The organism is Borreliella spielmanii (genome assembly GCF_014201705.1).
Taxonomy (GTDB): Bacteria; Spirochaetota; Spirochaetia; order Borreliales; family Borreliaceae; genus Borreliella; species Borreliella spielmanii.
In genome coordinates, this window is record NZ_JACHFA010000002.1 from 415,145 (window position 1) to 435,227 (window position 20,083).

General features: G+C 27.2%; 20 protein-coding genes. 10 read left to right on the forward strand and 10 right to left on the reverse strand.

What is annotated here, in order from left to right; all coding sequences use genetic code 11:
• The first annotated feature begins 33 nt into the window (after window positions 1-33).
• The 3 genes from HNR35_RS04150 to HNR35_RS04160 are packed head-to-tail and all read left to right on the forward strand — an operon-like array spanning window position 34 to window position 3,215.
• Window positions 34-1,701, forward strand: a complete 1,668-nt coding sequence (locus HNR35_RS04150) for a diphosphate--fructose-6-phosphate 1-phosphotransferase (protein WP_006434131.1) — start codon at window positions 34-36, stop codon at window positions 1,699-1,701.
• Window positions 1,702-1,708: 7 nt separating this feature from the next.
• Window positions 1,709-2,227 (forward strand): hypothetical protein, encoded by a 519-nt coding sequence (locus HNR35_RS04155; RefSeq protein WP_006434122.1) that lies wholly within the window; start codon window positions 1,709-1,711, stop codon window positions 2,225-2,227.
• 1 nt (window position 2,228) lies between these two features.
• Window positions 2,229-3,215 (forward strand): RluA family pseudouridine synthase, encoded by a 987-nt coding sequence (locus HNR35_RS04160; protein ID WP_183224113.1) that lies wholly within the window; start codon window positions 2,229-2,231, stop codon window positions 3,213-3,215.
• Here HNR35_RS04160 and HNR35_RS04165 read toward each other — a convergent pair.
• A complete protein-coding gene (locus tag HNR35_RS04165) occupies window positions 3,212-4,186 on the reverse strand; it encodes a YitT family protein (protein ID WP_183224115.1) in 975 nt (324 codons plus the stop codon). The two genes, HNR35_RS04160 and HNR35_RS04165, sit on opposite strands and share 4 nt — an antisense overlap.
• A 124-nt stretch (window positions 4,187-4,310) precedes the next feature.
• Between HNR35_RS04165 and HNR35_RS04170 the strand changes: the two genes are divergently transcribed.
• Both HNR35_RS04170 and udk read left to right on the forward strand, forming a co-directional pair.
• Window positions 4,311-4,691 carry a rhodanese-like domain-containing protein gene (locus HNR35_RS04170; RefSeq protein ID WP_084790354.1) on the forward strand — a complete coding sequence of 127 codons (381 nt, stop codon included), beginning with the start codon at window positions 4,311-4,313 and terminating at the stop codon, window positions 4,689-4,691.
• Window positions 4,684-5,304: a uridine kinase gene (gene udk / locus HNR35_RS04175; RefSeq protein WP_006434027.1), complete on the forward strand. Its 621-nt coding sequence runs from the start codon at window positions 4,684-4,686 to the stop codon at window positions 5,302-5,304. Before HNR35_RS04170 ends, udk begins: the two co-directional genes overlap by 8 nt.
• Here the strand turns inward: udk and priA are convergent.
• Genes priA through cdaA form a run of 7 tightly spaced genes read right to left on the reverse strand, consistent with a single transcriptional unit; the run spans window position 5,301 to window position 11,614 of the window.
• Window positions 5,301-7,289 carry a replication restart helicase PriA gene (gene priA / locus HNR35_RS04180; protein WP_183224117.1) on the reverse strand — a complete coding sequence of 663 codons (1,989 nt, stop codon included), beginning with the start codon at window positions 7,287-7,289 and terminating at the stop codon, window positions 5,301-5,303. The genes udk and priA overlap by 4 nt on opposite strands.
• Complete coding sequence (locus tag HNR35_RS04185) at window positions 7,282-7,890, reverse strand: uracil-DNA glycosylase family protein (protein WP_183224119.1); 609 nt, start codon at window positions 7,888-7,890, stop codon at window positions 7,282-7,284. Before HNR35_RS04185 ends, priA begins: the two co-directional genes overlap by 8 nt.
• Window positions 7,883-8,623, reverse strand: a complete 741-nt coding sequence (gene truA / locus HNR35_RS04190) for a tRNA pseudouridine(38-40) synthase TruA (protein WP_183224121.1) — start codon at window positions 8,621-8,623, stop codon at window positions 7,883-7,885. Before truA ends, HNR35_RS04185 begins: the two co-directional genes overlap by 8 nt.
• Window positions 8,624-9,463, reverse strand: a complete 840-nt coding sequence (locus HNR35_RS04195; RefSeq protein WP_006434066.1) for a DUF2225 domain-containing protein — start codon at window positions 9,461-9,463, stop codon at window positions 8,624-8,626. It abuts the gene before it with no gap.
• Between the two features lie 3 nt (window positions 9,464-9,466).
• Window positions 9,467-9,841 (reverse strand): holo-ACP synthase, encoded by a 375-nt coding sequence (acpS, locus tag HNR35_RS04200; RefSeq protein WP_183224123.1) that lies wholly within the window; start codon window positions 9,839-9,841, stop codon window positions 9,467-9,469.
• Window positions 9,838-10,839, reverse strand: a complete 1,002-nt coding sequence (locus HNR35_RS04205) for a YbbR-like domain-containing protein (RefSeq protein ID WP_006434069.1) — start codon at window positions 10,837-10,839, stop codon at window positions 9,838-9,840. The genes acpS and HNR35_RS04205 overlap by 4 nt, the downstream gene beginning before the upstream one ends.
• 4 nt (window positions 10,840-10,843) lie before the next feature.
• Entirely contained in the window at window positions 10,844-11,614 is a 771-nt protein-coding gene (gene cdaA / locus HNR35_RS04210; RefSeq protein ID WP_183224125.1) for a diadenylate cyclase CdaA, read from the reverse strand.
• 117 nt (window positions 11,615-11,731) lie between these two features.
• On the opposite strand from cdaA, the gene HNR35_RS04215 reads away from it, so the two are divergent.
• The 3 genes from HNR35_RS04215 to trpS are packed head-to-tail and all read left to right on the forward strand — an operon-like array spanning window position 11,732 to window position 14,784.
• Window positions 11,732-12,589, forward strand: a complete 858-nt coding sequence (locus HNR35_RS04215; RefSeq protein WP_006434093.1) for a hypothetical protein — start codon at window positions 11,732-11,734, stop codon at window positions 12,587-12,589.
• Between the two features lie 57 nt (window positions 12,590-12,646).
• Window positions 12,647-13,735, forward strand: a complete 1,089-nt coding sequence (locus HNR35_RS04220) for an AI-2E family transporter (RefSeq protein ID WP_183224127.1) — start codon at window positions 12,647-12,649, stop codon at window positions 13,733-13,735.
• Window positions 13,736-13,737: 2 nt separating this feature from the next.
• Entirely contained in the window at window positions 13,738-14,784 is a 1,047-nt protein-coding gene (trpS, locus tag HNR35_RS04225) for a tryptophan--tRNA ligase (RefSeq protein ID WP_183224129.1), read from the forward strand.
• A 76-nt stretch (window positions 14,785-14,860) separates the two neighbouring features.
• Here the strand turns inward: trpS and HNR35_RS04230 are convergent, their stop codons facing one another.
• Complete coding sequence (locus HNR35_RS04230; RefSeq protein WP_183224131.1) at window positions 14,861-16,648, reverse strand: phosphoglucomutase; 1,788 nt, start codon at window positions 16,646-16,648, stop codon at window positions 14,861-14,863.
• A 137-nt stretch (window positions 16,649-16,785) separates the two neighbouring features.
• On the opposite strand from HNR35_RS04230, the gene HNR35_RS04235 reads away from it, so the two are divergent.
• A complete protein-coding gene (locus HNR35_RS04235; RefSeq protein ID WP_183224133.1) occupies window positions 16,786-18,276 on the forward strand; it encodes a UTP--glucose-1-phosphate uridylyltransferase in 1,491 nt (496 codons plus the stop codon).
• Window positions 18,264-19,286 carry a glycoside hydrolase family 3 N-terminal domain-containing protein gene (locus tag HNR35_RS04240; RefSeq protein ID WP_183224135.1) on the forward strand — a complete coding sequence of 341 codons (1,023 nt, stop codon included), beginning with the start codon at window positions 18,264-18,266 and terminating at the stop codon, window positions 19,284-19,286. The genes HNR35_RS04235 and HNR35_RS04240 overlap by 13 nt, the downstream gene beginning before the upstream one ends.
• 56 nt (window positions 19,287-19,342) lie before the next feature.
• Here the strand turns inward: HNR35_RS04240 and HNR35_RS04245 are convergent, their stop codons facing one another.
• Complete coding sequence (locus tag HNR35_RS04245) at window positions 19,343-19,939, reverse strand: hypothetical protein (RefSeq protein ID WP_183224137.1); 597 nt, start codon at window positions 19,937-19,939, stop codon at window positions 19,343-19,345.
• Window positions 19,940-20,083 lie beyond the last annotated feature (144 nt).

Sequence of the window (20,083 nt, forward strand, 5' to 3'; positions counted from 1 at the left end):
GTTAATTAATTATTAATTATTGGAGGAAAATGTATGAATACTTCTCTTTTTCAGCAAGAAAGGCAAAAGTATATTCCCAAATTGCCAAATATTTTAAAAAAAGATTTTAAGAATATTAATTTAGTTTATGGAGAAAAGACTGAGGCAATTCAAGATAGACAGGCTTTAAAGGAATTTTTTAAGAATACTTATGGGCTTCCGGTTGTAAGTTTTACCGAGGGCGAGTCTAATCTGTCTTTTTCAAAAGCTTTAAATATTGGAATTATTCTTTCTGGAGGACCTGCTCCCGGTGGGCACAATGTTATATCTGGTATTTTTGATGCAATAAAAAAATTTAATACAAATTCAAAACTTTTTGGATTTAAGGGGGGCCCTTTAGGCCTATTAGAGAATGACAAAATTGAACTTACTGAGAGTTTAGTAAATTCTTACAGGAATACTGGAGGCTTTGATATTGTATCTTCTGGAAGAACAAAAATAGAAACGGAAGAGCATTATAATAAAGCCTTATTGGTTGCCAAAGAAAACAATCTTAATGCAATTGTTATTATTGGTGGCGATGATTCGAATACCAATGCCGCTATTCTTGCAGAGTATTTTAAAAAAAAGGGAGAAGATATTCAGGTTATTGGAGTTCCAAAGACAATTGATGCTGATCTTAAAAATGATCATATTGAAATTTCATTTGGATTTGATTCTGCTACAAAAGTTTATTCTGAGATGATAGGCAATCTATGTCGAGATGCTATGTCGACTAAAAAATATTGGCATTTTGTCAAACTTATGGGCAGGAGCGCATCTCATGTTGCTTTGGAATGTGCTTTAAAGACCCACCCAAACATTTGCATTGTCTCTGAAGAGGTTTTGGCTAAGAAGAAAACTTTGTCTGAGATTGTTGATGAAATGGTGTTTGTTATTTTAAAGAGATCTTTAAATGGAGATAATTTTGGAATAGTTATAGTTCCCGAGGGTGTAATTGAGTTTATTCCAGAAGTTAAGTCTTTAATGGTTGAATTATGCAATATTTTTGATAAGAATGAGAGTGAGTTTAAGGGACTTAATGCTGAAGGAATGAAAGAAGTTTTTGTTACTAAGCTTAGTGATTATATGAAGAGAATTTATTTGTCCTTGCCTTTGTTTATTCAATTTGAACTTATAAATTCAATTTTAGAAAGAGATCCTCATGGAAATTTTAATGTTTCAAGAGTTCCTACTGAAAAATTGTTTATTGAAATGGTTCAATCAAGATTAAGCGATATGAAAAAAAAAGGAGAATATAAGGGAAGCTTCATTCCAGTTGATCATTTCTTTGGCTATGAAGGTAGAAGCGCTTTTCCTTCTAATTTTGATAGTGATTATTGCTATAGTTTAGGTTATAATGCTGCTGTGCTCATTTTAAATGGCCTTACAGGTTATATGTCTTGTATAAAAAATTTAAATTCAAAACCAACTGATTGGATCGCAGGAGGAGTTCCTCTAACAATGTTGATGAACATGGAAGAGAGGTATGGAGTGCAAAAGCCTGTTATAAAAAAAGCTCTAGTTGATTTAGAAGGGAGAGCGTTTAAGGAGTTTGTTGAAAATCGTGATAAGTGGGCTTTGAATAATTTGTATTTATATCCAGGCCCTGTGCAGTATTTTGGTTCTTCTGAGATTGTTGATGAAATAACTGAGACTTTAAAGTTAGAATTATTAAAGTAGAAAATTTATGCTTATTGGAAGCTTATTATTGCTTTTTAGTGTTTTGAATATTTATTCAAATTCATCCAATTATTCCAAGCTGAATTTTAATTATTTAAAGTTAAGTATTTCTAAAAATTTGCCATTGCAAGATAAATTAACTTCCAGTGGCAAATTTGTTTCTCAAAAAAAAAATAATATTAATATACCTGTTGTTGATAAGGACGATTCTTTTCTTTATAAAAATATTCAAGAGAATAAAGCTTTAAATCTTGAGAATGATATTGAGTCAAAATCAGTAAAAGATTTGTATAGGTTTTCAGCTATTAGTATTGGATCTTTTCCAATAGCTTTATTTTTGAGCTTGTTTTTTTTCGATGTAGGATACTATTTTTATAGCGGAATGAATGCAAATTACGTTCCATATCCTTTTTCAAATGGTCCTATTTTTTCAAAAGATGAAATTTATAAAAAATTTATTATTTCGGCTTCTATTGGGGCTATGGTTGCATTAACTATTGCTTTGATTGATTATTTGCTTCAGTGATATGATAAGACTTAAGAGAGAATTTACTGTTAAAGAAAATGCTTTAAGATTGGATCTTTACTTGTCAAATAATTTGGAGGGTTTTACTAGAAGTCAGATTAAAAGAAGAAATGTAGAAGCGTTTAAAAAGAATAATGGAAAATTTTTTAAGATAAAATTGTCTAAACCTGTTTTTAAGGATGACGAAATGCTTATTGAATTTGACGAGGAGAGTAGTCAGATTGATTGTCTTAGGCCTAGCAATATTCCTATTGCTATAATTTATGAGGATTCTAATATTATTGTTTTAAATAAGCCACAAGGAATTTTAAGTCATCCTGGAATATCGCATTGGGATGATACTGTTGTGAATTTTCTTTTATACCATATAAAAGGATTGAAAATTAATTTTAATGAAGAAAAAATTCGACCCGGAATTGTTCATAGATTAGACAAAGATACTTCTGGAGTGTTAATTTGTGCGAAAAACATTAGTACTTTAAGGTTTTTAGCGCAGCAGTTTAAAGATAAAAGGATAAATAAAGTCTACATTGCAATTGTTAAGGGCAATTTTAATAGTTTTATTGGAAGTATTGAATCTTTTATAGATAGAGATAAATACAATAGGAAAAAATTTAGTGTTTCTAAAGATAAAGGCAAAAAAGCATTAACAGAATATAAATTATTACTCAATTTTGGGGGATATTCCCTTTTAGCTTTAAAACCTAAAACTGGTCGTACACATCAATTGAGAGTTCATATGAAATATCTTAATTTTCCAATATTAGGAGATGATGTTTATGGCAGAGTAGATAGCAGTTTTAAAAAAATAACTTTGATGCTTCATTCTTATAAGCTTGAAATTGATGTTGGAAATGGAAGTAAATCTTTTAGGAAATTCATTTCTGAATTTCCTAAAAGATTTGTTATTTTTTTGTCAAATTTTTACAAAAGTGACGAATTGAATTTAATTATTGATAATTTGGTTCTCTTGTTAAAAGATTTTTAATTTAAAATTTCTTGTTTTTCTTGTTTTAATGAAATTGAATTAGTTATTATTTTTCCTCCAGTAATTTCATTAGTGTTAATAATGGTAATGAAACAATTTGGATCAACTTTTTGTGATATATACTTAATTCTTGACAAACGCATTATTGGGACTACTATAAATACTATGGTTTTTTCTGTCCCTGCCCAAGCTCCTTTTCCACTTATTAATGTAGCAGCTAATTTTAGCTTGTTTGTAAGAAGATAAGCAATTTCTTTTCCTTTATCCGAAATGATTAATATTGCTTTTTGATTGCCAAATCCGCTGCTTGTTTTGTCTGTCATGATAGATGTTACAAATGATGCTATTAGTGTATAAAGAGCGATTTCAATATTAAATAAAAAGGATGCAAGTATTAATACTACTAAATTAACTATGAAGTTTGTTGTTCCAATACTAATTGAATATTTTTCTTTAATTATCATTGCAATTATATCTGATCCTCCTGAAGACCCTTTACCTTTAAACACTAGCCCAAGCCCGAGCCCAGAAATAAGGCCAGCTAATATTGATACAAGCATCATATCGTTAAGATGTATTTTACTTTGTAAAAACTGTGAGTAGTTTATAATGATAGAATATAATCCCATTGCAATCCAACTTTGAATGATGAATGTTATATTTAAAAATTTTATTCCAATAAGAAATAATGGGATGTTTAATGCAAATATTGTCCATCCTAAATTGAAGCTTGCCAGGTAATGCAGCATTAATGAAATGCCCCCAATTCCCCCACTAAGAAGTCCGTGAGGAATGTATAAAATATTTGTGGAAATTGCCATTAGCGTTGAGCCCAAAGCTATTTGTATTGTGCTATCAAATATTAATTTAGGATTTTTAGTAATAGTTTTTATTTTTTTTGCTAGTATTATGAATAACAATTTGAGTTTTTTTTTAATCCTGCGACAACTTATCTTTTTTTTCTTTTTCACTTAACACCAGATTTACTTTTAAGCCATAAAATAATTTACTTGAATTTTATATTAATTTTGCAAAAAAAACAATTTTATTCCCTTTTTTTATTTTTTTTGATATCATGTTCATGAAACTATGGCGATGAATTATGTAAAATTTATAGTATTAATAGTTCTGCTTTTTTTTTATATTTGGTTTTTTATTATCCTCAGAATGAAAAGGATTAATCTGTTTTTATTAGAGAAAATTAAAAATGGAGCAAAAATTTTAGACATTCGATCTCCCAAAGAATATAATAAGTCGCATTATTTGAAATCAATTAACATTCCTTTTAATAATTTATTTGCTAAAAAAGATAAGTTGGGTGATTTTGAGTCCCAAATAATTGTTTATGGTAAAAGTTTTAATAAGTCTTACGAGGCTAAAAAAGTTTTAAAAAGTATGGGATTTAAGAATGTATTTGTGGCTGGTACTTTAAAAGACATGCCGCAAATGGAAAAAAAGAAGTTAGTTGATGGCTAAGATTATTGGGATATCTGGTGGTTCTGGAAGCGGAAAAACTACAGTTGTAAGCAAGATTAGTGAGTTTATTCCAGAGTTTGTCCTTATCTCTCAAGATAATTACTATAAGAGCGTGGGTGATTATGAATATGAGTTTTCTAAGGTAAATTTTGATCATCCGGATGCTTTTGATAATAATTTGTTTTATGAACATTTGAAAAATTTAAAAAAAAATAGCCCAATAGACATGCCTCTTTATGACTTTATTAATCATAAAAGGCAGCTTAAAACGGTTTTGGTTGTTCCAACTCCTGTTGTTATTGTTGAAGGTATTATGATTTTTGTTGAAGAGAGGATAAGAAATTTAATAGATCTTAAAATATATATTGATACCCCAAATGATATTAGATTTATTAGGCGTTTAAGGAGAGATATTTCTAAAAGGGGACGTACTTTAGAATCGGTTATTGATCAGTATTTAAGCACCACTAGATGGGGCTATTATAGGTTTATTGAGCCTACCAAAGAATATGCTGACCTTATTATTCCTGAAGGAGGTCACAATGATAAAGCGCTTTATGTGCTTTCAACTTTTCTTAAGTCCTTAAGTAAAGAAGGGTTAGATTTTATCTAAATTAATGATATTGGATAGTAATCGATTTCAATGTAAACAGTATTTGTTATTTTTACCTTTTCTCTTGTTTTATTAACTAGTTTTTCAAGCAAGCTGTAGGATTTTGACAAATATATTATATTGTATCTGTAATTTTTAGATATTTTTTTCATAATAGCTTCTGATGGGCCTAAGTGATCAATTCCTTCTTGCAAAAATTCTTTAGATTTTTCAAAAAATTCCCAGCATTTTTGTTTAACAGATTCTTCATTTTTACTTCTAAATACTATTCTAATAATTTTGTTAAAAGGAGGATAGTTTAATTTTTTTCTTATATCTAGTTCTTGTTCGTAAAATTGTTCATATTGGTTCTTATAAGCATATTTTATGGCATAATAATTAGGATTTTTTGTTTGTATAATAATTGTGTTATCATCTTTAAATCTTGCGACTCTTCCCATAATTTGTGAGAGTGTTGTAAAAATTCTTTCGCTGCTTCTAAAGTCAGGTAATCCTATTCCAATGTCTGCATTGATTATGCCTAGTGTTTTTATATTTTCAAAATTGAATCCTTTTGCAATGATTTGTGTTCCTATAAGTATGTCTATTTCTTTATTTTCAAACTTATTTATTGAATTGATATTTTCTATTTTTGTAATATCAGAATCTATTCTTGCAATTTTTGCATTTGGCAAAAATTTTTTTAACTCTTTTTCAACAAGTTGAATTCCATAAGTTTTGTATTTAATGTCTTTTGATTTGCATTGAGGACAATAGTTTGTTGTTTTTGTTTTATAGCTACAATAGTGACATGAAAGTTTGTTTTCTTTTTTGTAGTAAATTAGACTAAATGAGCAATTTGGGCAACAAATTATATGCCCACATTCGTTGCATTCGAGATTTTTTAGGTATCCCCTTTTATTAATGAAAATTAAAGATTGTCTTTTTTCATTTAAACTTTTTTGTATACTGTATAATAGTTCTGATGAAATTGTGCTGGGTTCTTTTTTCATATTTATTATTTTTATATCTTCTATTTTGTTTTGAGAGAATTTGTTTTGCATTATTATTTTTTTTATTTGGTTATGTTTCATTGCGTGGTATGCTTCAAGAGAAGGTGTTGCGCTTCCCATTATAAATTTAGCATTAAATTTTTTTTGCAAAAAAAATGATATGTGTCTTGAATGAAATCTTGGAATATTTTCAGATTTGTATGTAGTTTCGTGTTCTTCGTCCATAATTATTAATTTTAATTTGGTAAAAGGTAGCATTAGTACACTTTTAATGCCAATAACAACCAGACTTTCTCCATTTTTGACTTTATTCCATATTAAATTTTTATTAGAATTTGGAACTTTAGAGTTATATTCATAAATTTTATGGTGCATATTTAATGCATATTTTATTCTTTTTATTATTTGATATCCTAATGATATTTCAGGAATCAAGAAAAGTACTTGTTGTTCTAGTGTTAAGTAGTATTCACACAATTTGATAAATATTTCAGTTTTTCCAGATCCAGGTATTCCAAAAAGGTAAAAAATATTGGTTTTTTCTGATCCAATAATTTCTTTGTAAATATTTTGTTGTTCAGTGTTTAGTTGAAGGGGCTTTTTATGAGCTGGATATGGATACTCATTTATTAAAGGTAATATTTGATTTTTTTTAGATTTTGAATTTTTAGGCAGCCCAAAGAATAAAGTTTCTCCAAATCCCGAAAATGTTTTTCTACTAATCCAATGTGCTAAATCAATGTTATGTTCTGTTATTATTTTAGTTTTATCTATTATTTTAATAATGTCTTTTATTTTAAATTCAAATTTTTCTTTAAATTCGTTTTCAAAATATTTTTTAATAATTATTCCAATTTTATTAGAGCCATTAAAATTAACCATTACCCTTATTCCAATTTCTAGATTCAAGTTAAATCTGTAAAAAAAAAGTTTATTTAAAGGAATATTTATTGCAATTTCATAGTAATAATTTGAATGACGATGTTCAACCATATTTTATTATGCCTTTTATTATTTTTAAATCTTGCCATATTTCTTTTTTTAATTCTGGATTTTTTATTTGATTTGTAGGAAGGTATGTTAAAACCAGCGGAATACCTTTAAATCTTAGTTCTATGCCTCTTACAATTTGAATTCTTAATGGTTGATTTAAGAAAAAATCTATTTCTTCGCAAGATAAAATTGCTTTGGGGTTTTTGTTGCTGATTTCCAAGTTAAGTGATTCAATAGTATCTATTATTTTATAATTGTGCATGTTTATGCTTTTGCACCATTTTTTTATAATATCTCTTGAAGATTCGTTAAGATGGTTTTTGTTTACATATATTATGATGTAATTGCTTATACTTTTTTCTTGTAAACCATTATTTGATAATAGGCCCGTTAAGTTTTTGGTTTTTAAGGCTGCCCCGGGTATTTCTGTAGGTTCTTTACTATTTTCATTTTTTTGATAAATTTTAACATTTTTAACTTTTTCTATTTTTTGTTTAATCTCAATATCTATTTTTTCAAGATTTTCTGTAATTTTGCCTTCAATATTATTTGTCAATATTTTAAGTAAAAAAAGTTTTTTAGCTAAAATATTGTTATTCATAATAAACCTTGTCTAAAAATAAAGCATTTGCGGGTGCAGTTGTTCTTGCAAGATTTCTATTTTTTGATTGTAGTATTTCTTCAAAAGTAAAAATTGATTCGTTTTTTATTTCGATATCTAGCATTGTACCTACTATTGATCTTACCATTTTCCACAAAAAAGAAGATCCTATTATTTCAAAAATAATATATTTTCCCTTTTTTTTAAATTTGGCAAAATGTATGTGCCTAAATTTGGATTTGCTTCTATCTTTTATGCATGAAAATGTGGTAAAATCGTGACTTCCAATTAATATTTTAGCCATTTGGTTTAAATTACTTATGTTTAGTTTTTTATTTACATAATAAGCTTGATAGCCTTCCCAGGGGTAGTAGTTATCGCTGTTTAATATACAGTAACTGTATTTTCTTTTTTGAGCGCTAAAACGTGGATGAAATGAATTTTTCACATGCTTGAGTTTTAGTATTTTTATACCAGATTTTAATAAAATTGCATTTAAAGCTTTTTTTAGATTGTTTAGCTGAATATCGATGTTCATATTAAAAGTTATTATTTGTCTTTTTGCATGGACTCCTTTATCTGTTCTTCCGGATGAATGAATCTTTATTTTTTTTTTGTTGATTTTCATTAGAGCTTTTTCAATTTCTCCTTGAATTGTAGGTTTTGTTGGTTGTATTTGAAATCCATGATATATAGATCCGTCATAAGCGATTTCAGCTAATATTTTTTTCATTTATTTAAGATTTTTCATTTCCTTTGATATTTTAAAGTAAACTTCTTTGATTTTGTCTAAAAGTATTGAAGGTTTTTCTTTTGAAGATTTACCCATTCCTGCTATCTTAGAAAGAGTAGTTTTTATGTCGTTTAATTGTTTGTATCTGTATTCTTTATTGTCCTTATTTCCATAAAAGTATTCTAGAAGGCCTGATAAGTAAAGAACACTGTCATAGCCATAATTTTTGTCTGTATCTGGGCCAAATATGGTTGACGAGCTAACAGGTTCTGAATTGTCTTTGTCTTTTTCGATAACCAGTTTATAAAGATATGCAGCTTTGTGGTAAAATATTTTTTGAAGATAATTATAGTTTTTGTCTGGTTCTTCTTTTTCAAGGTCTTCAAATGTCCAAGCGGCTCTTATTGCTGATTTTGCTTGATTTAATGTGGGGTTATGGTTCTTTTCAAGATGCTCATAACATAGCATGGCAAGAATATAGCTTGCAGCTCCTTCTTTTAATGTTCTAGATTTGCTAAAGTTGATCATATTATCAAAAATAGCATTTATTTTTTTTCTTTCGGATTTTTTATTTTGCAAAATTTCTTTTTTGTTTTTAGGAATTGAATTAAATTCGTTTGGGAATGTTGCAAAGTAGCATTTTGGACATACTATTACAGAATATATTCTAGGATAAATATTGCCATATTTTTCGTTTTTTATATATTCTCTTTTTAGATCAATTTTCAACTTTCCAGCTATTAATCTGCTACTTCCAGTCAAAAGTTCTTCTTTTTGAAATTTAAAAGAGCATATTGGGCACTCAATTTTTTCTTTTGTAAAATATGATATTTTTTTCATGAATTAATTTTCTACCATTACAAATGCAATAGCGTACTCCTTTTCATGGGATATTGTTAGGTATAGTTTTAAATTCATTTTTATTGCAAATTTTTCAATTTCATTATGCAAACAAAATTTTGCATTTCCTTTTAAAGATTTTATTACCTCAATATCTTTAAGACTGTAATTTATTTTATATTGCAATAGTGGAGTTAATGCTTTGATTAAAGATTCTTTAGCTGCAAATTTTCCAGCTAAACTTTCTATAATGTTGCCCCCTTTTAATTTAAAATTTTCAATCTCTTTATATGTAAAAAATCTCTCCAATTTTTTTTTATTTTCTAAAAAACTTTTAAATCTTTCAACTCTTATTATATCACATCCTATTGACCTCATGGTTTGACCCCTGAGCTTTCAATTATTTCCAGTTTTATTTTTTTAGGTTCATAATCATATATTTCTGTTTCATTGATATTCTCTTTAAGAATTATATTTGTACTAATATTGTAAACCCCAGGAGTTTTTATATTTGCTAAATCAAAAGCAAAGCTTATATTTTGATTGTTTATATGGGTTTTAATTTGTTTTTCAGGAAGCCTTGTTTTTATTTTTACAAACGCTTTGTTTTCTGAGTTTATTTTTTCTCTATCTTTAATCTCAAGGCCATTTTTTAGGTTATTAAAAATAAGATTAGGAGATTTTATTGTTGAGTATGAATATTTTTTGTTTAAATAAATATTGATTACTACATGATTTTTTTCAAACACAACTAGGGGATTTGGGGGAACTACTTCAAGATAATCTGATACAAATAGGGTTCTTGTATCAAACTCTTTGACGTTGGTTTGAATAGTGTTTATTTTTTTAAGCTCTTGTTCGGGGCCACATACCAATAAATGTTCGGGTAATATATTGTATTTTGCAATAAAATATTCGCCTTTACCATCTTTTTCTATAAGTTTAAATTTAGGTTCTATTTTTACTAATTTGGAGATTTTGTTATCAAGATTTAGCACCACATTTGTTTTTGAAAGTTTATATTCTGCAATATGTATTGAGTTAAGATTTTTTATTTTTATTGGTAGCTTATATTTTCCAGGAATCTTTATTTTTGATGCTTCAATAAATAATATTATTTTATTAAGATCAAGGTATTTTAAGTCATCTTTGTTAACTTTTATTGTAATCTTGACTTTGCTAAAGTCAGGAATTTTTCCAAGAGCTATTTGATCATTTAAGATAATGTCGAATTCTTTTTCAGTTGTTATTGATTCAATTTTATTGAAATGAAACGCTACAAGCATTAGAATAGCTATTAAAATAGAAATGGCTTTATTTTGCCAATCATCGAATAGTAAACCTATTATATTTGTTATTTTTTTGCTTATTTTCATTATTTTACTCTATTAGCTCGAGATTCAATTTATTTCTAATTTCATTTAAACTTAAATTGTATTCCAATTTTGCATTGATTGTAATAGAAATAGATCCAGTCTCTTCGGAGGTTATTATTGTTATTGCATCAGAATTTTCAGAAATCCCAAGTCCTGCTCTGTGTCTTGTTCCAAATGCTTTGCTAATAGAATCAACATTAGATAATGGTAAAAATGAGCCTGCATATTTTAATTTATTTTTACTAATTATTACAGCTCCATCGTGAAGAGGGGTTTCGCGCTCAAATAGTGATATTAACAGCTCGCTAGATACTAGTGCATCAATTTTAGTTCCTTTGTTTATTATTTGCTCCAGTTGTATTTTTTTTTCAATGCATATTAGGCTGCCAGATTTGCTTTCAGATAGGTGTTGAACTGCTTTTAGGATTTCAGAAATAACTTTTAAAGTTTCTTCTTTTTTATTTGAAAGCTTAAAAGCTAAATTGAAATTTCCAATTTGCATTATTATTTTTTTTATTTCTTGATTAAAAAGTATAACTATTGCTATTGGTAATATATTGCCTATATAATTTAACAACCAACTAATAGTATAGAGATTTAAATAATATGAGATAATTCCTATAGAGATGATGGTTAACATTCCTTTTAGTAGATTTGTAGAATAAGAATTGATTACATTTTTGTATATGTAGTATACTAGGATGCTCATTAAGCTTAGATCTAAAATTCTTGAAAAAGTATCTTTTATTTGATTTAAATCATTTATGTCTATCACAAATTTTCTACTCAATGCTAAAACACTGTACTTATTAATCTATATTAGTATAATATAAAATATATAAATAAGCATAGTTTACAATTATTACAATTAAATTAAATTGTTTTTGAATTTATGAATGAAAGAGAAAATATTATAGCTTTAATATTTGATTTTGATAATACTCTTATTTATGGTAATATGCAGCAAGTATTGTTTGATGAGTATTGCGTTGATTCTTGTTCTTTTTGGAGAGAAGTTGAAAGCTTAGAGTATGTTTATAATCAAAATGGTTATAATATAATTTCTAATGAAATGATATATTTGTCTCATTTTTTAACCTATGTAAGAGAGGGGTTTTTTAAAAGTCTGGATAATAAAGTATTATTTAATTTAGGTGCTAAGTTAAGATTTTTTGAAGGGGTTATTGGTTTATTTGATGAGATATCTAAAATAAATAAAAATTTGGAAAATAATAATTCTCAAGTTAAGATTTATATTGTTTCAAGTGGGTTTAGACAAATGATTTTGGGAAGCAAAATTGCACCTTATGTGAGCAAAGTGTGGGCATGTGAGTTTATAGACTCTTATTTGATGCCTTTTTATGAACTTAGAGATAAAAAATTTTCTAAAAATAAGGTTTTAAGCAGTGTTTGTTACTTTGTAGATCATACAATAAAAACCAGAGTTATTTTTGAAATTAATAAAGGTTCTTATGAGAAGATTAATCAGAGAGTACCAGAGAGTAAAAGACAAATTCCTTTTAAAAATATATTTTACATTGCAGATGGATTTAGTGATATTCCGGCATTTGAAATCTTAAACAATATTTTGAATCATTGTGGAAATACTTTGACGGTGTATCATGGAAATGATACGAATGCAAAAAAATTGTTTTATGAAAATAGAGTAGGAGATTTTGCTGAGGCTGATTATAGTAAAGGCACCAAATTGTATAATTGGATAATGGAAAAAATTTGCTTGAGTGTTTAATTCATTATTACTTTTGTTTAGTTGATAAAAACAGTATAAAAAACAAAAAGAGGGAATATGTTTAAAGATTTAAATACAAATCAAGGGTTAAGGCCTTGGAGAATAGAATCTGTTTTTCATTGTATTGTCATAGTTTTAATATTTATTGGGGCTTTTAAAATAGCAGAAGCGGTATTTAAACCTTTGGCTATTTCTATAGTGTTGGGATTTTTGGTTTATCCCGTTTATACTTTTTTGGCAAGATTTAAAGTTCCGAAGTTTTTGATAGTTTTTCTTATATTTTTTTTATTATTTTCTTTTTCTTATTTAATTTTTAGTTTTGTTTATTACAGTGTTACTGTTTTAATGAAGCAATTACCCTACTATCAAAATCAATTAGCATTCATTATGAAAGACGTGCTTAGTCGCTATAAAGTTGATAGTTCTGTTATTAATGATATAAATTTTTCTGGTTATATTTATCCGTTTTTAACAAGAGCTTCTAATGAGATTATTGGATTTACAAGTAGCTTGGTAGTAGTATTTTTGTTGTTGTATTTTTTGCTTTCAGAAATACATGTTTTTGGAATGAAACTTGATAAAGCGTTTAAAAAGCCAGTATCTACTAGATTTATTGGGGCTTTAGATACGATCAATAATCAAATTGGCAAATATTTAGGGATAAAAATTCTTGTAAGCTGCTTAACAGGTATTTTAGTGTTTATTGGATTAACTTTGTTTGGGCAAGATTTTCCTCTTGTTTGGGCAGTTCTTACTTTTGTTTTCAATTTTATTCCTAGTATTGGGTCTATATTAGCTGTGTTTTTTATTGTAATAACATCTTTAATTCAATTTTATCCAAATTTAAACATAGTGCTTTATATTTTTCTATACAATACTTCTGTTCAAATGTTGATTGGAAATATTCTTGAGCCGAAAATGCAGGGAAAAAGACTTGATATTTCACCATTTTTACTCTTATGTTTTTTGTTTTTTTGGGGTTGGCTTTGGGGTATTGTGGGCCTTTTAATAGCTTATCCTTTTACTGTGATTGTAAAGGTAATAGTTGACAATGTAAGTTGGCTAAAGTCTTTTTCGGTATTTTTAGGTGGTTCTGAGATTTTAAGCAGTATTAGCCATGTTTCAGGCAAAGATGAGGAGATTTAATTTTGAAAAGAAAGGTTATGCTTACGGGAGATAGACCCACTGGAGCGCTGCATTTAGGACACTATGTGGGATCTGTAGTAAATCGATTAAAATTTCAAGAAGAGTATGAGACATATTTTATTATAGCCGATTTACACACTTTGACTACAAAACCCGATTTGAAAAGCATCAATACAATACCCTTTAATGTTAGAGAAATGGTTTTAGATTATCTTGCTTGTGGGATTAATCCTAATAAGGTTAGTATATATTTGCAATCAGCTATACCCGAGCTCATCGAGCTTTATTTAATATTTTCAATGATTGTTACTGTTGCTAGGTTGCAAAGGATTCCCAGCATAAAGGATATGAGTATTGCTGCCGGACTTAAAGAGATTCCTTATGGTCTTTTAGGATATCCCGTTCTTATGAGTGCAGATATTTTAATGGCAAAAGCAAATTTAGTTCCCGTTGGGCGTGATAATGAATCTCACATTGAATTTGCAAGAGAACTTGCAAGAAGGTTTAACCATTTATACAAAAATAATTTTTTTCCAATACCCGAATCTGTTTTCACGGATTCTCGTCCTTTAGTGGGCATTTTCGGTAAAAATAAAATGAGCAAGAGTCTTAATAATGCAATTTTTTTAAACGATGATGAAAATTTGTTAGAAAAAAAAATTATGTCTATGTATACAGATCCAAATAGAATAAGGGCAGATGTCCCTGGTAATGTTGATGGTAACCCTGTTTTTATTTATCATAGTATTTTTAATAGTAATCATGAGGAAGTTGAAGATCTTAAAAGTAGGTACAAGAAGGGTAAAGTAGGTGATGTTGAAGTTAAGAAGAGATTGTTTTTAGCTTTGAATAACTTTTTAAAGCCAATCAGAGATAAAAGAAGTTTTTATGAAGCTAAAAAAAAAGACTATATTAATGAAATTATTTTTGATGGTACGAACAAGGCAAGGTCTATTGCAGGTAAAGTAGTAAAAGATGTGAAAGATTTAATAGGACTTTCAAAAACTTGGAATGGAATAAAATATGGTGCTGAAAAAAATAAAAAATGAAGAATGAAAATTATTGATTTTATGCTAGACTTATAGTGGTGATTAACTTATTATTTAAATCAAACAATATTAATTATTATGGTAGATTTGCCTTTTTTATTAAGCTTTTATTAAATTCTAATAGCTTAAACAAAATGTTTCTTTTTGCATAAATAACCTCGCTGAGCACCCTTGTTACTGGTTCTGTTTTTGAGATCCTCATCCATAAAGTTGCAACAATTTCGTTATTGGTTTTTAGCAATACTTTTAATCCTCCTGAGGCATCTCCTGTTCTAATCTTAGTTTGTCTTTTACCTTCATAGTTAATGATTTCGTAATCAACTATTGATAATTCTTGAAATAACTTATTGCTTTTAATCTCTTTAATTAATAGATTCTCATAATTGCTTTTTAAAATTTCTTGATTTTCTATTTTAAGATTTGTTAAATTAGCTTTCTTAGATGATACTATTACATTGCTATAGAAATTTGTTGTATTTAAAATATCTTTTAGGTTATATTTTTCTGTATAGTGGTTTTTAGACAATTTGCACCATATTTGGTAAAGTTCTTTCATTTTTAATAATTTTACGATACTAAGTAGAGTAGTAATTGGGTCTCTTACTCTTGAAGGGTGTATTATACAACCCCCATTAGATCCCTCTCCTGAGATTTTTACAATCAATCCCTGAGCTCTTAAGTCGTCTGCCATTTCTGTTAGATTGGCTTCTCCAACTTCTACTCTATAAACTTTGGCATTGAAAAAATTTGCAATTTTTTCAATATTTAAAGATGTTGCATCATTTGTTACTATTGCTATGTTATTTTTTATTCCTGTATAATAAAGATAGCTAAGCTCTGAAATTACTACAAGTGCAAATATTTTTTGTGCTTCGATGACATTTACAGTGTTTGTGGCTTTGTCTATAAACACCAGATTTCCCCTATCTCCATCACAATCGGGTACATATCCTAGCTCAAAAGAATTGTCTTGTATATATTTTTCTTGTAGCAGCTTTTTACATTCATTTAAAGATTTCCCTTCAGGAATAATATTATGCGTAAAAATACCTATTTTGTCATTATATAATTCTATTTTCAATCCCAAAGATTCTATTAATTCTTTATCTATTGAATTAATTCTGGAGCTTCCATTCATTTCTGCTATTATTCCAATTGGATTTTTTAGTATTCTTTCCTTTAAAATTTTAATATTTTTATTGTTAATATCGTTTTCATATGCTATTTCATGTATTAATGATTTATATGCTTTGTAAGATTGGTTTTTATTGTTTTTTTCCAACTTTATTGTTTTGTTATAATATTCTAAATGAGATTTGTTTTCATTAAATTTGTTTAAAGTATTAATTAAGTAGTTTATTAACTTTTCATTTTGGCTATTATTTTTAATTTGTTTTATTATTTCATTTGTTTTTGCAGAATTTAGTACGCCACCATCGTTTAATCCTATTTTTATTCCATTGTATCCTGTTGGATTATGGCTTGCAGAGATATAAATGAAACCTTTTAAATCTTTGCTGTTTTTTGTAAAAGCCAAAATTTCAGTTATTGGAAGTATGCCAAAAAACTTAATCTTTTCTTTACTTGTTATTAATATTTTCATTGTTATTTCTGCAATAATGTTACCAGTTGGTCTTGAGTCCAATCCCAATCCAATATAGGGTTTGGATTTATTTTTAAAATAATTTGATATTGTAAAGATTATTAGTGCTATTAGTACTTTATCTTCGTTGCCTATTTCATTTTCTATTGAATTTTCATTTTTTGATTTTGCAAAGATTTTTCTAAATCCCGAAGGAGACAATATCATATCATCAAAAGCTTTTTTAAAATTTTTCATGTTAAGTGAATATTGTTTAAGCATGTAAATTTCTTCTCATTGATATTCTAGCCATATTATTGCTATAATAATCAATAATATGCTCGCTTATATTATTATACTTAAAAATTTATTTTTTTGCTTGTATTAATAGCTTTATTTTAAGGTTTTGGTTTTTACTGATGAATTTTAAGGTTGATAAAATTTTTTCTAAAACGATACTCAAAAAACTTAATTCTGGTGAAATAGGGGTTAATAATTTTGATTCCATAAAATATTTTCCTTGTGATAGTCATGAAAATATTTTTAATATTTCGGATAAAATTTCGAGGTTTAAGTTTAACAAAGGCTTAGTTGAAGATAATTTAAAAAAATATTTTTATGATTTTTCTAAATTTTTGAATTCAGAAGAAGGTGATTATTATATTTTTTCTTCTTGTGATCTTGAAAAATTAGGACTACTTCTTTTCCCATATCTTTCTTTTGGAATTTTAAATGGAGGTTCTTCAACAAGTTATTTTGATTTGGCTAAAAATAGAGGATTTAATGAAGATTTATATATGTTATGTGAATCTAAAATACTTGAATTTAAAGAAAAATTTGGAGAATTTCCAAAGGGTATAACCCCAGCTTATATTAACAAAGACGGTAGTTTTGGATTTTCATTTTTAGCCTTAAAAATCAGGCACCTTTTAATGGTTGCTAAAAGATATGAATCTTATTGTGGTAGGAGAATTAAACCTTCAATATTTCAAATGACTAGTTGCAAAACGGATGGATTTATTTCAAAATTTTTGGATGGTTTATTTGGAGATGATTTGATTAAAAGTGTAAATTTTTGCAATCTTAAAAAAGAAGATGTTTTTACAGCTGTCCAACCTTTAGTTTATTGTTATGAAAAACTGAATAGCTCTAATTATCAATATTTTACTGTCAAGGATAGTAAAAATAATAATTCTATTTTAGCTTTGCCTGCTGGTCATGGTCAAAATTTTAAAATTTTAAAAGATATTTATTTACATCTTTATGAATCTGGTAAAAGGTTTATATACATTGGTAATGTTGATAATATGGGTTTTACAATTAATTTTAAAGCACTTGCTGTAATGGCTTTGACCAATTGTTCTTCTGGATTTGAATTTAGTTTTAAAAACAAAACCGATTTTAAGGGTGGAGTATTAGCAATAAATGGTGAAAATCGTTTAACCTGTGTTGATATTGGTGGGGGAATTTCTTCAGAAATTATACAAGAGTTTGAAAATAAGGGTAATAGGCTGTTATTTAATTGTGCTACCGGGCTTTTTAATTTAGAATATTTAATAAAAAATATTGATGAAATAATAGAAAAAATGCCCATTAGAATTATAGAGCAAGATAAAGAATTTGGTAAATATATTTCGGTTGAACAAATAACATGGGAAGTGTTAAAATTAATGAAAAATCCATTAATTTTAACGGTTGACAGAAATAAAAGATTCCTTCCTGCAAAATTATTTATTGATATGTTGCTTAATAGTAATTATTTTGAAGATAAATATGGATATTATTCTGACTATAGGAGTAGAAGAAGGGTCGATAATTTTAATGCTACTAAAGATTTAGATTGTTCTCTTTCTGATTTGTTGTCAAAAGATTACGGTTTGCTTAGTGAGTATTATAGATGGACTTTTTGAAAGCTTTATCTTATTTTTTCTTTTTTTGTTTAAATTTATTTGCGACAGAATCTTTACCAGAAATAGATTATGAATATTTTAATAGGGATAAATCAGATCTTGTAGATTTGATAAAATTTTTAGGTGAATTTGATTTTCAAACTATTTTAAAAGATAGAAACTTGTTTGTCGGAATTAGAAATTTAACAAATTTTAGTAATGTTCAAGGACTTAATACTGGCGATATTAATAGAGTAAAAAAGATTAATCCGATTGGTATAATTTTATTTAGAGAAAATTTAAAAGATGCTGATCAGACAAAAAAATTGATTAGTGCGATAAAAAGTCATATTGGACATGATATTTTTGTTGCTATTGATGAAGAGGGGGGGATAGTTAGTAGGGCTAGTGAAAATAAAAAAATGGGGGTTTATAATTTCCCGGCTATGGAGTATGTAGGGAGTGTTGAAGATTTACATCTTATCTATAAAATTGGAGAAGTTCTTGCTAAACAATTGCGCAGATTGGATATTAATTTAAATATGGCTCCAGTTGCCGACATAAAATTTGTACCCCATACCCCTTTACTAAATAGAACATTTGGAGGATATTCTGCTTATAATATTGGGCTTATGGTAGAAGCTTTTATTGATGGCATGCAGAATCATGGTGTATTTTCTGCAATTAAACATTTTCCTGGATTAGGGGGAACGGCTATAGATACGCATAAATATTTGGCGTTTTTACCTTATAGTAAAAGTTTTTTAATGCTAAATAATTTTGTGCCGTTTGTTTTTGGTAGGGCTGCTAAATTTATCATGATTGGTCATGCAAATGCCCCTAAAATTTCCAAAGATATAACCAGTATGTCTAAAAGTATTGTTAATATTATAAGGGAAAATTTAAATATTACTAGTATTATGATAACAGATTCTTATAATATGGGAGCAATTACAAGAAGTTTTTCTAATATTGAAAATGCTATTAAAAAATCTTTAAGTTCAGGTGTGAATATAGTCCTTATTCCTTAGTTAAATTGTTTTAAAGTTTTAAAGATTTGTTTTTTTAGCCTTTGTCTTCGAATTTTTTATGTTATAAATATAGTAATTCCTAAATCTAAAAGAATAAATTCTTTGAAAGAAGTTGATACTTTGTAGTAAATGCTGTAGTTATTAGGTATGAAATCAATTTCAAATTTTAAGGTAATTATGGGAAAGATTGGGTAGAGAAATGCATTAGTTGTTTTTCCTGTAAATACAGTAGTTCTTAGAGTTAAATCGATTTGGGTTCCAATGAAAAATTTTATGTTAAGTGTATCAGCTAGAATTGAATATTTAGCAATGTAAATAGTGAAAGCCAAATTAAAATAAGTATTTGAAATGAAATCTTTATTTATTATTGGGATAGTAAAAAAATTTATGGGACTAAAATGTATTTCAATCCATTCATTATAAGATGTCAATATCCCGATAAAAGCAATGTATTTATAGTCTTCATTATAAAAAATAGGATTTATATAATTATGATAAATTATACCTATTTTTATTTTTTTTTTAATTATATCTTCTTTTTTAGGAAATTCCCATCGAGAAGTAGTTAATTTATTTTGAAAACAAAATAAATTAACATTAACGCTACACATTAATAAAAAGATCAATAATATGACAGTAATAGTATATTTCATTTTAATTAACAGAGCTAGCTGCTAATCAAATTATCATATAAAAATAGATTTTTTTCAACTAACTGGATTGAATATTTTGAATTAAAAGGAGCGTTTTAATACTATTAGATTATATTATATAATATAATCTAATAGTATTAAAAC

Coding starts and splice junctions, on each gene's coding strand:
- HNR35_RS04150 (WP_006434131.1), top strand. CDS start 34: ATGAATACTTCTCTTTTTCAGCAAGAAAGGCAAAAGTATATTCCCAAA.
- HNR35_RS04155 (WP_006434122.1), top strand. CDS start 1,709: ATGCTTATTGGAAGCTTATTATTGCTTTTTAGTGTTTTGAATATTTAT.
- HNR35_RS04160 (WP_183224113.1), top strand. CDS start 2,229: ATGATAAGACTTAAGAGAGAATTTACTGTTAAAGAAAATGCTTTAAGA.
- HNR35_RS04170 (WP_084790354.1), top strand. CDS start 4,311: ATGAATTATGTAAAATTTATAGTATTAATAGTTCTGCTTTTTTTTTAT.
- udk (WP_006434027.1), top strand. CDS start 4,684: ATGGCTAAGATTATTGGGATATCTGGTGGTTCTGGAAGCGGAAAAACT.
- priA (WP_183224117.1), bottom strand. CDS start 7,289: ATGGTTGAACATCGTCATTCAAATTATTACTATGAAATTGCAATAAAT.
- HNR35_RS04185 (WP_183224119.1), bottom strand. CDS start 7,890: ATGAATAACAATATTTTAGCTAAAAAACTTTTTTTACTTAAAATATTG.
- truA (WP_183224121.1), bottom strand. CDS start 8,623: ATGAAAAAAATATTAGCTGAAATCGCTTATGACGGATCTATATATCAT.
- HNR35_RS04195 (WP_006434066.1), bottom strand. CDS start 9,463: ATGAAAAAAATATCATATTTTACAAAAGAAAAAATTGAGTGCCCAATA.
- acpS (WP_183224123.1), bottom strand. CDS start 9,841: ATGAGGTCAATAGGATGTGATATAATAAGAGTTGAAAGATTTAAAAGT.
- HNR35_RS04205 (WP_006434069.1), bottom strand. CDS start 10,839: ATGAAAATAAGCAAAAAAATAACAAATATAATAGGTTTACTATTCGAT.
- HNR35_RS04215 (WP_006434093.1), top strand. CDS start 11,732: ATGAATGAAAGAGAAAATATTATAGCTTTAATATTTGATTTTGATAAT.
- HNR35_RS04220 (WP_183224127.1), top strand. CDS start 12,647: ATGTTTAAAGATTTAAATACAAATCAAGGGTTAAGGCCTTGGAGAATA.
- HNR35_RS04230 (WP_183224131.1), bottom strand. CDS start 16,648: ATGCTTAAACAATATTCACTTAACATGAAAAATTTTAAAAAAGCTTTT.
- HNR35_RS04235 (WP_183224133.1), top strand. CDS start 16,786: ATGAATTTTAAGGTTGATAAAATTTTTTCTAAAACGATACTCAAAAAA.
- HNR35_RS04240 (WP_183224135.1), top strand. CDS start 18,264: ATGGACTTTTTGAAAGCTTTATCTTATTTTTTCTTTTTTTGTTTAAAT.
- HNR35_RS04245 (WP_183224137.1), bottom strand. CDS start 19,939: ATGAAATATACTATTACTGTCATATTATTGATCTTTTTATTAATGTGT.